The following is a 14,722-nucleotide window of genomic DNA, read 5'->3' as shown; positions in this document are numbered from 1 at the left end:
CGCGGCAACCGGGTTAGGCAATCGCTGGAGCCCGAGTTGCTAAGCAATTTTGCGGCGGCGGCGCAGTGACCGGCCAGCGATCATGCCCAATCCTATAAGCATCAGGGCCAAAGCCGATGGTTCCGGCACTTCTGTTCCAATCGGCGTGAGATCGCTATCGGGACCGCAGCCAAGGCCGCCCGGAATGCAGAACCCCGAAGTCGTCGACGTTCCGCCTGTCGGTCCAATATCCAGATCGGGATTAAATGTTCCGGTTGTGCTGGACGTGCTGCTGGTGACGAGCGAGCCAGTGCTGGATGTGCCAGCGGTAATACCGTCCGCCGCCATCGCGGTGGTGGTCAGCGATTGTATGAGTAACACGGAGGCTGCTCCAAGGTATAGGTTGCGGCGAACAGTCATCAAACATTCCCGATAAGCAGTTGAGACATCGGGATAAGTTGTTCGGGCTAAACGGCAATGGAGGTTGCCAGACCGGTTCAAATCGGGACGCTTCGCTTTGTAATATAGCCCTATTTGAATAGGCGAAGAATGCGCCGAAAGGCGGAAGGGGACGGCCCCTCGCGATAATTGTGAGCGTCATTTCGGACGGTAATCGGCGCAGAGAATTTCCACTCAGTGTCGTCGTATTCGACATCATCTCCGGCGCTGATGCCTTCGAAGGTGAACAGCACTAGGCAATGCACGGTTAAGGTCAGGCCGCTTCGTGTGTCCGCGAATGCCAGATTGTACAAATCAATGGGATGGTGACGATCGCCCAGATAAACACTTCCACTGAATGCTTCGGGGTTCCCGTCCTCCGCATTGAATGCCGAACCCGCAAGTTTGCTGGTGGGAAGAAGCGGGAGTGGAGCCTCAAGCGTCAGGGTCGTGCCGCGTTCCGGATCAATCGAAGACCAATGCTCTGTGTCACCGGGCAGGGCGGCGTAGGGAATCGGGAATTCGATTACGGCCCCTTCTACAGGGCTATCTTCGAATTCCTTGATCCATGTTAGCTCGCCGGACTGCGGTGAAAGCGCGTCGAACGGGAAGGGGACGTATTCGTACCCGTCGAGCTGCGGCATCAGGTGTTATGGACGGCTTTGATCCATGGGCCATACCCAGATTCGCCGAGCCAACCGACCTGAACTTTCGCGGTGAGATCGTTGATCGGCAATTGCGGTTTCGCGCCCGGATGCACGGCGCGGCGCAGTGGACGGGTGCCCGCGGGCATTGCGATCACTTCAGCCATGGCGCGCGGAACATCCATCGGATCGGTTGAGCCGCCGCCGGTGCGATTGCCCAGCTGCTCGATCAATGCGGTGTAGCCTGCCGTGTGTTTCTCTTCGGCGCGGCCCAGCAAAGCGAGGCTGTTTTCGTTTGAGTTTTTCCAAATCATGGTTGGATAACCACCGGGCTGGATCACCGTGACTTCGATACCGTGGGGCACCAGCTCATAAGCGAGGCCTTCGCTCATGGCTTCCAGAGCGAACTTGGTGGGCGAATACTGACCGTAAGCGGGCACGATAACACGGCCCAGCTGGGACGAAACATTGATAATCAGACCCGATTTTGCACCGCGCATCGAAGGGAGAACTGCGCGAGCCATCCGGTGCGGTCCAAAGACATTGGTGTCGAAAGTCAGTTTTGTCGCTTCCATATCCTGAATCTCGATCGGTCCGCCGAACGAAATACCAGCATTGTTGATCAGCACATCCAGCGGTCCGCCATTGATCTCGATGGCTTTGGCGATGCCCGCCTCGACTTGCTCATCGGAGGTGACATCGATCTCGATCACATGCAGATCAAGCTGTTCGTCAAGAGCGATCTGGGTGAGTTCTTCGGCCTCTGCGCGAGGAACGTTGCGCATAGTGGCAAAGACGCGCGCGCCAAGGCGGGCGAAATACTCCGACGCCAGACGGCCAAAACCGGTTGAGCAACCTGTGATCAGAACACTTTTACCTTCGAGGTTCGGTGCTGCTGTGATCACGTCCTCTGCTGAAAGCGTTGCAGTTGCGGCGAGGGCGCCTGTCGCGGCGGCTCCGGCAAGGAGTGTGCGGCGGTTGATCTGGGTCATTCGTGTCTCTCCAAAATTTGCAGCGACGTTAGTCGTTCTGCATCCTAAGCGCCATCTCGCTCATAAAACGCGGATCATTGCCCTCGGCAAGCCATTCCGCCTCGGCGCCAATCCCACCGAGCATCTGCGTGAGATCGTCCTGCTCAGACTTGGCATAATTGCCGAGCACGTGGCCGTGCACGCGGTCTTTATGACCGGGGTGCCCGATGCCGATACGCACACGGCGAAAATCTGGGCCTAGGTGCTGGTCGATTGAACGGAGGCCGTTATGGCCCGCATGACCGCCGCCTTGCTTCACCTTCACCTTGAAAGGCGCAAGGTCGAGCTCGTCGTGGAATACGGTCAGCGCCTCCGTATCGAGTTTGTAGAACCGCAAGGCCTCGCCGACACTGCGACCGCTTTCATTCATGAAAGTGGCGGGTTTCAGCAGGAGAATTTTCTCCGAACCTATCCGCCCTTCTTGCACCCATCCGGAGAACTTTTTCTGGATCGGGCCAAAACTATGCATATCGGCAATGACGTCCATCGCCAGAAAACCGATATTGTGCCGGTGAAGCGCATAACGCGGTCCGGGATTTCCAAGGCCTGCCCAAATTTGCATTTCTGTTCTTTAGCAAGCGCATCCGCGCTCGCAACCTCCTCGCTCATGCGACCTGAACGTCGCGTCGCTGCGGGCGGCCAGTTGGCCTTGCGAAACCCATCGGTTTCGAACCAGAGACAGTTGTATGTTGATCTGAGGAGCACGGTGCAAAGCACCGCAAGCGCGACTGCGCGCCCGCAGCGAAGCGGCGATAGCCGCGAGAGCGAGGAAATCGCACGCCGGATGGCGTGCTTACCAACAAAAATGCCGAGCCCCGCGAAGGGCCCGGCATCTTGGTGATTTGTGCTTGAAAGCAGTGCGTTAGCCTACTCGCTGTCGCCGCCTTCTTCGTCAGCCTTCTGAGCGGTAGCTTCAACTTCATCAGCTGCCACTTCTTCGCCTTCGCCTTCAGTCTCTTCTTCTTCGCTCTTCTTGAGAGCCGAAGGAGCGACGAGGGTTGCGATGGTGAAGTCACGATCGGTAATGGCGCTTTCGCTGCCGTCTGGAAGAGTGACTTCGCTGATGTGGATCGAATCGCCGACTTCTTTGCCAGTAACGTCGATTTCGATCTGATCAGGGATCGCATCCGATTTACAAACAAGGTCAAGCTCGTGACGGACCACGTTAAGAACGCCGCCCTTCTTAAGGCCAGGTGATTCTTCTTCGTTGATGAAGACAACCGGAACCTGCACTTCGATTTTCGAATCCTTCGATAGGCGGAGGAAATCGACGTGGAGCGGGCGATCGGTGACCGGATGCAAGGCGACGTCTTTTGGGATGGTACGAACCTGAGCACCGTCCAATTCGACCTGAACAATCGAGTTCATGAAGTGGCCGAGATTCAGCTGCCTCATCAATTCTTTTGCTTCAAGGTGGATGGTGATGGGTTCTTCGTTCCCGCCATAAATTACAGCGGGTACCCGACCATTGCGGCGAAGTTCTCGGGAGGCTCCCTTGCCAGCCCGTTCGCGCGCTTCAGCCGGCAGAGTAAGAGCGTCGCTCATGATACGTGCCTTTCGAATGCGTTTTTGAAAATTCGTTTACCGATGTCCGCCTCCAGGGATGACCGAGACACCGAAGAGCGGGCCGTTACAGGGGGAGGGGCGCTATGGCAAGGTATTTTGCTCGATCCGCGTGACGGTGAAGCCGCGCGCTTTGAGCATTGTGTTTAGACTGTCATCGCCAACCAAGTGCCCGGCGCCAACCGCGATCAAGGGTTTCTCCGGTTTGGCGAGAGCCAATTCGAGTTGTTCCGCCCACGCCAAGTTGCGATCAAGGATCAGCGCCTTATGCAAATCCGGATCGGCCATAATGCCAGTGCGCGTTGCTTGCTCCAGCACTGTATCATCACCGGATAGCCATGCTTCGCGCAGTTGCGCGGGATTTGCGTCAGGATCGGAAGCCTCGATCACCACGCCTTCCAGCAGAACACGTTGATCGTCCTCTGCCAGACGATCAAAAATGCGCAATTGGCCCAATGCGCCCTCAAGCTCGATCACCTCTCTGCCGGAGAAGTCACGAATAATGGCACGGTCTACGCCATTTGCTGGGTCACCGGTCGATTGCGTGCGCGCGAGCATCAGCGCCGCGCCCCATGTCTCCGTGGAAGAGAAATCATGATCGGAATAGTCCGATTTCGCGACCAATTCGCGGAGCTGATACCGGAGATCAGGATTGATCCGATCATTGAGCGGTGCATGGCCGGTGCTGCTTGCCAAAATCGAAAACGTCTTCGCCAATGCTGGCCTGTCATCGAGGTTTGCGACTTCTACAATAACGAAGTCGGCATTTTCCACTGCGTCATCAATCGCATTGGTCCGCCATTCCACCCCTCCGGGTAAGGCGTGAATGGTGCCCAGCATCCATCCTTCAACTTCGCCGTTGGCGTTGCTGATTTCATAGAGCGGCGGATTGGGGGAGGGTTGCGGTTCGTTATCAACGGAAGCCTCGGAGCAACCGGCAATTGCCAGCGCTCCGAGTGTTAGTCCGCAAACCCGCAAAAGGCGCGTGATCATTGCACTCGCGTGGTCTCAATCTCGCGTTGGGCAAGCAGGTCCTGAACGCTGCGCTCACCGGCGAGGTGGCCTGCACCAACGGCGATAAAGGCCGTGCCTGGCGTATCGAGACGGGTGTCGATCCATTCCGCCCACTTTTCATTGCGCTCATAAAGCAGCCGCTCGGCGAGGTTAGGATGCGCCATAAAACCTTCGTTCATCATAGCGCCAAGCTCTTCGGTTTTACCCGAAGCCCAAACGGTCACGAGTTTGTTCAACAATTCGATACCAGCGAGCGGGTCCTCTGCTCCTTCGAGCAGGAACAGGATTTGTTGATCAACCGGCAGTTCGTCAAAGACAGAGATCTGAAAGTCGATTGTTTCAAGCGCAACGCGCTCCGTTCCTTCTGCAATTGCCGCTTCCAACACGGTTTCCACGCCTTTAGAATCGTCAAATCCCGATGCCTGAGTGACCACTTGTAGTAGGGCGAGAGACGCAAACCACGGTTCCAGTTGGTCGAGAGCAGCTGCGGGAATACCGACTTTGGCGAGGCCGCCTTCAAATGTGGCGCGTTGCTCATCTGTCATCAGACCGCGCAATGTTTGCCCGTCTGTCAATGTGCCTTTCTCTGCCATCATCTGGCCAGCCGCCTGCATACTCTCTGGCGTCATATCGATTTCTGTTACGAGCGAGCTGGATTCGGCAATCGCGGCTTTCACTGCGTCCGTTTTCCAGTTCACATTGTCGGGCAGGGTATGGATCGTGCCGAACAGATAGATCGTCGTATCTTCATCGGCGACTTTCCACATTGCCGGAACACCGGAGGCTTCCTCCATCTCCTTTTCCGAGGCGAGTACCTTTTCGTCCTCGACCGGCTGAGGGGCCTGCTGAGCGATTGCCGGCGCGCCAGCGAACAAAGCGGCTGCAGCGGCGGAAGCGGTGAGAAGTGAGCGAATTTTCATGAGGGTTATCCTTTTGAGGGGGATGTAGGGAAGGGGTAATGGCCGGAAGTTGAACGGCAGCTAATTCGCTTCGTCGTCGAAAACCTGTTCGATCGACATGTCGAACAACCGGGCAATGCGAAATGCCAGTGGAAGCGATGGGTCGTGCTTTCCCGTTTCAATCGCGTTTACAGCCTGACGCGAAACGTCAAGCTGCATAGCCAGTTCGGCCTGGCTCCAATCGCGTTCGGCTCGGAGAACTTTGAGGCGATTCTTCATCGGCTATCGCGCCACCGCAAAAATTGGAAAACGCCGACGAACGACAGCATGAATGTAAGCCATGCTGTTGCTATTACAGCGTACGCTTTAAAATCCTGATCGTAGAAGAAATTTTCGAAAGCGTAGTATGCGTCAGGCGGGCTAATACCCAGTGGGCTTAATATCCAATACAGAACCCAAGGGCCGATAATCATAATAGGCGGCGCTATGGCGACACCATAGGCCATGATCACAAGCGATCGTCTCCATAGGCCTTCAGCGTAGTCGTCCCGCATGAATTTCGCGACCATGAGGAATAGAGGGACGAAGCCGTTGAAAAATATAACAAAAAATGCGATTATGTGGTACCAAGTCGGCGCGTTTTCAAAATCATAAGGATCAATGATGTGGTCGACTAGGCCAATCGCAGCGAAGAAAAGACAGATGTCCATGAGCCAGAAATAGGCCCGGTAACGCAGTTTGGTCTTTGTGGGGTTAGCTGTGCTCATCCTAATATCCTCGCATCCGAGCCGCCGCGAGCGCGATATGAAAAATGGCCGCAATCGCAGTCAGACCAATCAAAGGGTCGGTAATCCATTCGTCAGTGATTGGGCCAATCGCCAAAAACATCCATATTCCCACCGCCGCGCATGCCCATCGGGCAGCAAATGCGACGAGCCGCTGAAAGTATTCGTCATGACGGCCGACAAAGACCAGGCTGATAAGAGTCCCGGCGGTAAAACCACCAGCAGCGAAGCTCACTTTTTCGAGAAAGCCGAACAATGCGCCGGCCACCATTAGCAAGGATCCGGCCAGGCCGACCCACATGGCGTTTAACGCGAAGCTACGGTCATCGGTCGAAATAGCTTTAGGATCGTAGGACATCACATTCCTCCCCGCAGGCGTTTCCAGAACAGGCCGACATAAAAAGCCAATATGGCGAAAGCGATGCTGGTTAGCGCAGGAATGTCCTGCTCATTGCCTTCGCCGGGAGTGCCTGCGCGTGTTGACCGGAAGCCATCGTAGACACCTTCGGCAAATGGCAAGCCTAAGAACAGGATCAAAAGCGTTGCGAAAGCCATACTCGCCGCAGCGGTCCACAGTCCGCGGGTGTATTCATCGGCGTTCCGTGTAAAGAGCATGACCCAGCACGCGCCGACGCAGGTCAATGTGCTTGCGACAGAAAACCACTGAGGCAAGGACACGGCGGACGCGGCAAGAACGGCGACCAATGCGGCCAGCCCGACCCATCCGGCCCCCATAAAGATATTGGCTTTGTTCATTCTGATCCTCTTGTCCCGCCTTAGTTGACGAGGTGGTAAAGCGCCGCACCCACGGCTTCACCCGCGAAGTAGAAGAACAGCACAAGCACGAACAAACACGCTATGCCAAGGAGGGCTTTTGCAGTGGAAATGTCGGTGTTGGGGGGCTGTGCCATGTCTGGAATTCCGATCTGGTTGATTGGTTGGTGTTGGGCGTTCCCGGCGAAAAAGGACAGCGGGGAGGCCACCTCATCCACCGGGAACATATCCATCACGCTTCTGGTGCAACTGGAGTGTTGTTTGAGGCGAGACGAACTTTGTTGAGATTGGCATAGGCCACGGCAATGCGGATCTGGGTTTCGGCTTGGGCGAATGCGGTTGAACGGCATTGGCGTTCGAGGCGCAGTGAGACGCTGTCGCGGCCGCCATTGGCGCAGTTTTTGCGGATGATAGTCTTCACACGCTCATCCAGAACAGCGACGCCTTTTTCCGTGGTCAGATCCAGATCATCGTGAGCGACGGGCGCATCAAAGTCGGTCGTGCTTGGGCCCGCGGCAACAGCCGGAGCAGCGATTAGAGCGAGAGTTGGAGCGGCGATAAGAGCAGTCAGTTTAAGCATCGAAGTTCTCCTGGGGAGTGAGAAGTTTGTAACCTCAACCTTCCGTTATGTCAGGTTGCCCTTACTTTATGTCGCGATTCGCTGACCATGTCAACACAACCTGACATTGCGTCATGCTAACCTGACTAAAACCGCAGAATTGTGCGGGTTTGGAGTGGGCAAAACTGATCATGCTGCGCTGCGGCATTGACGCTGTCGGGGGCATCCGCCATTGCCCGAATCATGAATTCTGAGGTCAAAACTGGTCTTTCCGAATCGCCTGCGATGCAGCGCGATCCGACGCGTTCGTTTCAGGACATGATCCTGACGCTGCACGATTTCTGGAGCGCTAATGGCTGCGTGATCCTGCAACCCTATGACATGCGCATGGGGGCGGGCACCTTTCACACCGCGACGACGCTGCGCGCGCTCGGCCCGGAGCCGTGGAATGCCGCCTTTGTACAGCCATGCCGCCGCCCGACCGACGGGCGCTATGGCGAGAACCCGAACCGGCTGCAGCATTACTATCAGTATCAGGTCATCCTGAAGCCATCGCCGTCCGACATACAGGAGCTGTATCTCGACAGCCTGAAGGCCATCGGCATCGATCCGCTGAAACACGATATCCGCTTTGTTGAGGATGACTGGGAATCGCCAACACTCGGCGCGTGGGGCCTTGGCTGGGAAGTGTGGTGTGACGGGATGGAAGTCACCCAGTTCACCTATTTCCAGCAGATGGGCGGATTTGACTGCAAACCCGTCGCGGGCGAGCTGACCTACGGCCTCGAACGCCTCGCCATGTATATTCAGGGCGTCGACAGCGTTTATGACCTCGCCTTCAACCAGCACGGCGTAAGTTACGGCGATGTGTTTCTCGAAAATGAGAAGCAGATGTCGAAGGCCAACTTTGAAGTTTTTGACACCGATATGCTGTTCAAGAAGTTTGAAATGGCGGAGGCCGAGTGCCGCAACCAGATCGCCAATGATGTGCCCATCGCTGCCTATGAAGAGGCGATTGAGGCGAGCCACATCTTCAATCTACTTCAAGCGCGCGGCGTGATCAGTGTTCAGGAACGCGCGAGCTATATGGGCCGTGTGCGCGATCTGGCGCGGGGCTCTTGCGAGAAGTATGCCGAGTTGAAGGCGCCCGAATGGGCCGAGAAATATCCGGAATGGAGCCTGATCTGATGGCCGATTTCCTGCTTGAACTCCGATCCGAAGAAATCCCTGCGCGCATGCAAAAGGGCGCGCGCGGCGAACTGGAAAAACTGTTCCGCCGCGAGATGGACGCCGCCGGTGTTGCATGCGGCGATCTGACAGTGTGGTCGACCCCGCGCCGTCTTGCTTTGATTGCGCGCGACCTCCCGACCGAGACAGAGGCCGTGCGTGACGAAGCCAAAGGTCCGCCCGTTGGCGCGCCTGATCAGGCTGTCGATGGGTTCTGCCGCAAGAACGGCGTGGACCGCGACGCTCTAGAAGTGCGCGAAGTGAAGGGCCGCGAGACATATTTCGCCGTTATCGAAAAGCCGGGTCAGGCGGTCACCGATCTGCTCGCCGCTGCGATCCCCGCGATTATCCGCGATTTCTCTTGGCCCAAGAGCATGCGCTGGGGCGATGCCTCGATCAGTAGCGAAAGTCTGAAATGGGTGCGGCCTCTGTCAGGCATTATCGCGCTGCTCGATGGCGAAGTTGTGCCTGTCGTCGCTTACGGCATTGTCAGCGGCAATGTTACGCGCGGCCACCGTTTCCACTCCGCTGGCGAGATCGCGATTTCCGGCGCGGATACCTATGCCGGAAACCTGCGCGAAGCATCGGTGATCGTCGATCACGAAGAACGCGCCGCGATCATTCGCGAAGGCGCGCGCAAAGCGGCGGAAGCCGCGGGCCTAAAGCTGGTCGAAGATGAAGGCTTGGTCGTTGAAAATGCTGGCCTCACCGAATGGCCGGAGCCGCTGCTTGGCCGGTTTGAGGATGATTTCCTAGATGTGCCGCCGGAGACGATCCAGCTGACAGCGCGGGTGAACCAGAAATATTTCGTGTGCGAGGATGCGGACGGCAATCTCGCCAACGCCTTTATCTGCACCGCCAATATCGACGCCGCCGATCCGGCGGTCGTGGTGGACGGCAACCGCAAAGTTCTCGCCGCGCGCCTTTCCGATGCGCGGTTCTTCTGGGAATTGGACCAGAAAAAGACGCTGGCCGAACACGCCAAGGGTCTGGAGCGGATTACCTTCCACGAGAAGCTAGGTACGGTGGCCGATAAGGTTGATCGGGTTGCGAAACTGGCGCGCTGGCTGTGCGAAGAGGGCATCGTGACGGATAGCACCGTTCGTCCTGAGCCTGTCGAAGGGCGAAATGGCGGCGAGGTTCGTACTTCGACAAGCTCAGCACGAACGGCTGAAGAATTGGCCGACCTCGCCGAACAGGCGGCGCGTTTGTGCAAGGCCGATCTGGTTACCGAAATGGTTGGCGAATTTCCCGAACTACAGGGTCTGATGGGCGGATATTACGCGGCTAAGGAAGGTCTGCCAGTCGAAGTGTCAGACGCAATCCGCGATCACTACAAGCCGGTGGGGCAGGGCGACGAAGTGCCGACCGCTCCGGTGACGGTTGCAGTGAGTTTGGCGGACAAGTTGGATACGTTGATTTCGTTCTTCGCGATTGATGAGAAGCCGACTGGGTCAAAAGATCCATTTGCGCTTCGGCGCGCAGCATTAGGTGCCATCTCTCTGATCAATCAGAACCAATTACGGCTCGAACTCAGCTACATGATTGGTATAAATGCTGGTGAGATACTTCTTAAATACGAGCCTTCGTTGACCAAAGTCGGCTTAAAGCGTTTCGCCGATTTGCTTCCTGACTTTGGACCTGGTGACTCAGCCAAGGCGATGGTTGCTCTTCTCGAAGCTAAAAAAGAAGAAATCGACTACGAAGGCAAAGTTCTTGGCAATCAGGCTGTAGCGGCCATGGATGGCCTTCTCGATTTCTTCGCAGACCGTCTCAAGGTCCAACAACGCGAAGCTGGTGTTCGCCACGACCTGATCGACGCCGTGTTCGCCCTTGGCGGCGAAGACGACCTTGTCCGCCTGCTTGCTCGCGTCCATGCCCTTCAGGACTTTGTCGAAACCGAGGACGGCACAAACCTCCTCGCTGGATACAAACGCGCGGCGAATATCCTGAAGAAGGAAGAGTGGGAATCGAAAGATGTTTCCTACTCGCCCGAGCCAGCCGAAAAGGCTCTTATCGATGCGCTCGACGCAGCCGAGCCGAAAGCGGCCACGGCGATTGAGGCGGAGGATTTCGCCGCCGCCATGTCCGCTCTCGCAACTCTGCGCGCGCCAATCGACCGGTTCTTTGAAGATGTGATTGTCAACGCCGATGAGCCGCATATCCGCGCGGCTCGGCTCGATTTGTTGGCGCGGTTCCGCGATGCGGTGCACCGTGTGGCGGATTTCAGCCGGATTGAGGGATGACCATGTTGGACAGTTGTCATGTGTGTCCCACATGGTGATTTGGAAGTGAATTCAGCCGCTTAAGTGTGTATGAAATGGGTGACATGTTGGAAAATGTGTCAAGCAAAGTAGGAAATTAAATGTCGCAGCAAACGGTCTACACTTTCGGCGGAGCCGCTCCGCATGATGATCCCCGCCAGCGCGACAAGACCATCACCGGCGGCAAAGGCGCGAACCTCGCGGAAATGGCGAGCATTGGCCTGCCGGTGCCCCCAGGTTTCACGATCACCACCGAGGAAAGCGTGCGATATCTGCGCGAGGGTGCGGATTTCTCCGATGCGCTGCGCAGCGACGTTGCGAATGCGCTGAAACATATCGAAGCCGCCGTGGGTAAGAATTTCGGCGATGCGGCTGACCCGCTGCTCGTCTCCGTTCGCTCCGGCGCGCGGGTTTCCATGCCGGGTATGATGGACACCGTGCTCAACCTCGGTCTGAACGATGCGACGGTTGAAGGGCTTGCGAACACATCCGGCGATGAGCGTTTTGCGTGGGACAGCTACCGCCGCTTTATCCAGATGTATTCGGATGTTGTGCTCGGCCTCGACCACGGCCTGTTCGAAGAAGCGCTGGAAATCGTCAAAGAAGACAACGGTTTCTACGCCGATACGGAACTGTCCGCCGATGACTGGCGCGCTTTGGTTGCCGAGTTCAAAGCTCTCGTCGAGCAAGAGCAGGGCAAGCCGTTCCCGCAGAATGTGACCGAGCAATTGTGGGGCGCAATCGCCGCCGTGTTCGACAGCTGGGATAGCGACCGCGCGAAAGTTTACCGCCGTCTCAACGACATCCCCGCCGATTGGGGCACCGCCGTGAATGTTCAGGCGATGGTATTCGGCAATATGGGCGACACATCGGCAACGGGCGTGGCCTTCACCCGCGATCCGGCCACCGGCAACCACGTTTATTACGGCGAGTACTTGATCAACGCGCAGGGCGAAGATGTGGTCGCGGGCATCCGCACGCCGCAATATTTGACCAAGGCAGCGCGCGAGACTGCCGGAGCCAAGCCGCTGTCTATGGAAGAGGCGATGCCGGACGCTTATAGAGAGCTGGCACGCGTGTTTGACCTGCTCGAGGCGCACTACAAAGACATGCAGGACATCGAGTTCACCGTGGAGCGCGGGAAGCTTTGGATGCTGCAAACCCGCTCTGGCAAACGGACAGCGAAAGCGGCGTTGAAAATGGCGGTTGATATGGTCGGCGAAGGGCTGATTGACGAGCAAGAGGCCGTGCGCCGCGTTGATCCGATGGCTCTGGATCAATTGCTTCACCCGACGCTCGATCCCGATGCACCGCGCAACATTATGGCGACCGGTCTGCCCGCATCGCCTGGCGCGGCAGCGGGTAAAATTGTGCTGGATGCCGACACCGCAGAACAGTGGTCGCAGCGCGGAGACAAAGTCATCCTTGTCCGCGTGGAAACCTCGCCAGAGGACATTCACGGAATGCATGCAGCTCAAGGAATCCTGACGGCACGCGGCGGCATGACTTCCCACGCGGCCGTTGTTGCGCGCGGCATGGGCCGGCCCTGTGTTTCAGGCGCAAGTGCGGTTTCAATTGATCGCGACGCGCGGACGTTGCGGATCGGCGACAAGGAGTTGAAAGAAGGCGACGAAATCACTCTCGACGGGGCGAAAGGCGAGATTATGCTCGGCATTGTTCCAACCGTTGAGCCAGAGCTGGTTGGTGACTTTGGCACTCTGATGAACTGGGCCGACAAGCTACGCCGGATGCGGGTGCGCACGAACGCGGAAACGCCGGATGATTGCCGCATGGCGCGCCAGTTTGGCGCGGAGGGCATCGGGCTTTGCCGCACAGAGCATATGTTCTTTGACGCAGGCCGGATCAGCGCGGTTCGCCAGATGATCCTTGCCGAAGATGAAGCAGGCAGGCGCAAGGCGTTAGAAGTGTTGCTTCCTGAGCAGCGCGCAGATTTCACAGCGATTTTCGAAGTGATGGCGGGGTTGCCTTGCACGATCCGCCTGCTCGACCCGCCGCTGCACGAATTCCTGCCTCATGGTGATGCGGAATTTGCGGATCTTGCCGATGCGACCGGACTTGGTGTCGATCATTTGAAACGGCGCGCAGGCGAACTCCACGAATTTAACCCGATGCTTGGACATCGCGGTTGCCGTCTCGGGATCACATTCCCCGAAATCTATGAAATGCAGGCCCGCGCGATTTTTGAAGCGGTATGCGCGGTGCAGAAAGAAAGCGGCGAAGCGCCGCTGCCTGAAATCATGATCCCACTCGTGGCCACACGCCGCGAACTGGAAATTCTCCGCGCCCTTGTCGAGCGAGTTGCGGAGGAAGTCTTTGAAGAGCAGGGCGCACGGGTTGAATATCTTGTCGGCACGATGATTGAACTGCCTCGCGCCGCCTTGATGGCGGGCGAAATTGCGCACGAAGGCGCGTTTTTCAGCTTCGGTACGAATGATCTGACCCAGACAACCTTGGGTGTGTCGCGCGACGATTCTGCCCGGTTCCTCGCGCCTTATGTCGACAAAGGCATCTTCCCGCGCGATCCGTTTGTCAGTCTCGATGTGGACGGCGTCGGACAGCTCGTCGAAATGGCGGCAGAGCGGGGCAGGGCGACGCGGCCCGAAATCAAGCTGGGCATCTGCGGCGAACACGGCGGCGATCCGGCAAGCATCTCCTTCTGCGAGGAAGTCGGTCTCGACTATGTCAGCGCATCGCCATACCGCGTGCCGATTGCACGGCTTGCGGCGGCTCAGGCGGCGCTGGCGAAGGCTTAACGCCAGCCAGTCAGGACTAGGATTTCAAAGGTCTCCGTGACCTTACCATCCTCGTCGCGCAGACTGTTGAACAGGTCGCGGGCGCGCTGCCAGCCGGTGCGAGTGATGGGCGGGGCCGGACTTGTCAGAGAGCTTGTAAGGCCGTGATCACGCAGGTCGGAAATCAGGTTTTCGAGCGAGCTGAAACGGACTTTAATTGGGTAGGCGTCAACGACCTGACGCGAAAATCCGGCCCTTTCGAGCAGAGCGGTCCCGGCGCGGATGTCCACCTGCGGATGAATGCGCGCAGCGGGCCGGTCACCATCAGCGGCCAGGGCAAGCTGGCGAAGGACTGGCACGCTACCAGCGCCGGGAAAGGCGGCGATGAAGAGCCCGCCTTCTTTCAGCGCGTTGCGGGCATGGATTAAAGCGCCGGGCAAATCGTTGACTGTACCGAGGCCGAGCAAGTGAATGATACACTGGAGTGCAGCAGATGGGCCGGGTTGTTCCTCATCAAATTTACCGAGCAAACCGATGTTTCCGGCACCGCCTTTTGAATCAAATTCATTCGAAAGCCGCCCGCTCGTATCTCCTATGATCAACGCCGTTTCGGGTACAAAATTCATGAAATCCAATCGCTCGGCGATATCGTCTGCCATCGTCTCAACCAGATATTTGGCAGAATTCGCATCGCTCTGACGCGAGCGGGCGCGTTCCCACTTCGCGGCAGATTTTCGACGACTAAATATTTTGGGCGGCGCACGTTCCATGACCAGCCCCCTGCCGCGCTTG

17 protein-coding genes are annotated in these 14,722 nt (G+C 57.3%); 3 read left to right on the top strand and 14 right to left on the bottom strand.

Going from position 1 to position 14,722, the window contains the following annotated elements; genetic code table 11:
* Positions 1–39 precede the first annotated feature (39 nt).
* The 13 genes from MWU39_RS07120 to MWU39_RS07065 form a co-directional block, all read right to left on the bottom strand.
* On the bottom strand, positions 40–360 hold the full coding sequence (locus MWU39_RS07120) for a PEP-CTERM sorting domain-containing protein (protein WP_247159316.1): 321 nt from the start codon (positions 358–360) through the stop codon (positions 40–42).
* Positions 361–509: 149 nt separating this feature from the next.
* Entirely contained in the window at positions 510–1,061 is a 552-nt protein-coding gene (locus MWU39_RS07115; protein ID WP_247159315.1) for a hypothetical protein, read from the bottom strand.
* Positions 1,061–2,053, bottom strand: a complete 993-nt coding sequence (locus MWU39_RS07110) for an SDR family oxidoreductase (protein WP_247159314.1) — start codon at positions 2,051–2,053, stop codon at positions 1,061–1,063. The genes MWU39_RS07115 and MWU39_RS07110 overlap by 1 nt, the downstream gene beginning before the upstream one ends.
* 28 nt (positions 2,054–2,081) lie before the next feature.
* Positions 2,082–2,654: an aminoacyl-tRNA hydrolase gene (pth, locus tag MWU39_RS07105; protein ID WP_247159313.1), complete on the bottom strand. Its 573-nt coding sequence runs from the start codon at positions 2,652–2,654 to the stop codon at positions 2,082–2,084.
* A 305-nt stretch (positions 2,655–2,959) separates the two neighbouring features.
* The gene (locus MWU39_RS07100) at positions 2,960–3,637 is read right to left on the bottom strand and encodes a 50S ribosomal protein L25/general stress protein Ctc (RefSeq protein ID WP_247159312.1); all 678 of its coding nucleotides are present in this window, start codon (positions 3,635–3,637) and stop codon (positions 2,960–2,962) included.
* 102 nt (positions 3,638–3,739) lie between these two features.
* A complete protein-coding gene (locus tag MWU39_RS07095; RefSeq protein WP_247159311.1) occupies positions 3,740–4,648 on the bottom strand; it encodes a TraB/GumN family protein in 909 nt (302 codons plus the stop codon).
* Entirely contained in the window at positions 4,645–5,589 is a 945-nt protein-coding gene (locus MWU39_RS07090; RefSeq protein WP_247159310.1) for a TraB/GumN family protein, read from the bottom strand. Before MWU39_RS07090 ends, MWU39_RS07095 begins: the two co-directional genes overlap by 4 nt.
* A gap of 60 nt (positions 5,590–5,649) precedes the next feature.
* Positions 5,650–5,847 (bottom strand): helix-turn-helix transcriptional regulator, encoded by a 198-nt coding sequence (locus MWU39_RS07085; RefSeq protein ID WP_247159309.1) that lies wholly within the window; start codon positions 5,845–5,847, stop codon positions 5,650–5,652.
* Positions 5,844–6,335 (bottom strand): hypothetical protein, encoded by a 492-nt coding sequence (locus MWU39_RS07080; protein ID WP_247159308.1) that lies wholly within the window; start codon positions 6,333–6,335, stop codon positions 5,844–5,846. The genes MWU39_RS07085 and MWU39_RS07080 overlap by 4 nt, the downstream gene beginning before the upstream one ends.
* Before the next feature lies 1 nt (position 6,336).
* Positions 6,337–6,711, bottom strand: coding sequence for a hypothetical protein (locus tag MWU39_RS07075; RefSeq protein ID WP_247159307.1), 375 nt, complete (start codon positions 6,709–6,711; stop codon positions 6,337–6,339).
* On the bottom strand, positions 6,711–7,109 hold the full coding sequence (locus MWU39_RS07070; protein ID WP_247159306.1) for a hypothetical protein: 399 nt from the start codon (positions 7,107–7,109) through the stop codon (positions 6,711–6,713). The genes MWU39_RS07075 and MWU39_RS07070 overlap by 1 nt, the downstream gene beginning before the upstream one ends.
* 20 nt (positions 7,110–7,129) lie before the next feature.
* On the bottom strand, positions 7,130–7,264 hold the full coding sequence (locus MWU39_RS14540) for a hypothetical protein (RefSeq protein ID WP_281501086.1): 135 nt from the start codon (positions 7,262–7,264) through the stop codon (positions 7,130–7,132).
* 95 nt (positions 7,265–7,359) lie between these two features.
* Positions 7,360–7,707, bottom strand: a complete 348-nt coding sequence (locus MWU39_RS07065; protein WP_247159305.1) for a UrcA family protein — start codon at positions 7,705–7,707, stop codon at positions 7,360–7,362.
* Positions 7,708–7,971: 264 nt separating this feature from the next.
* Here MWU39_RS07065 and MWU39_RS07060 point away from each other — a divergent pair, with 264 nt between their 5' ends.
* The 3 genes from MWU39_RS07060 to ppdK all read left to right on the top strand — a co-directional run bounded on the left by MWU39_RS07060 (position 7,972) and on the right by ppdK (position 13,951).
* A complete protein-coding gene (locus tag MWU39_RS07060; protein ID WP_247160331.1) occupies positions 7,972–8,874 on the top strand; it encodes a glycine--tRNA ligase subunit alpha in 903 nt (300 codons plus the stop codon).
* Positions 8,874–11,159, top strand: a complete 2,286-nt coding sequence (glyS, locus tag MWU39_RS07055; protein WP_247160330.1) for a glycine--tRNA ligase subunit beta — start codon at positions 8,874–8,876, stop codon at positions 11,157–11,159. Before MWU39_RS07060 ends, glyS begins: the two co-directional genes overlap by 1 nt.
* 119 nt (positions 11,160–11,278) lie before the next feature.
* Positions 11,279–13,951, top strand: coding sequence for a pyruvate, phosphate dikinase (gene ppdK / locus MWU39_RS07050; RefSeq protein ID WP_247159304.1), 2,673 nt, complete (start codon positions 11,279–11,281; stop codon positions 13,949–13,951).
* Here the strand turns inward: ppdK and MWU39_RS07045 are convergent.
* The gene (locus MWU39_RS07045) at positions 13,948–14,700 is read right to left on the bottom strand and encodes a methyltransferase (RefSeq protein WP_247159303.1); all 753 of its coding nucleotides are present in this window, start codon (positions 14,698–14,700) and stop codon (positions 13,948–13,950) included. The genes ppdK and MWU39_RS07045 overlap by 4 nt on opposite strands.
* Positions 14,701–14,722: the final 22 nt, after the last annotated feature.

The sequence above is a fragment of the Erythrobacter sp. F6033 genome, assembly GCF_023016005.1.
Classification (GTDB): Bacteria; Pseudomonadota; Alphaproteobacteria; order Sphingomonadales; family Sphingomonadaceae; genus Erythrobacter.
Note: the sequence above shows the minus strand (reverse complement) of the source record. Positions and strands in the feature narration are given on the sequence as shown.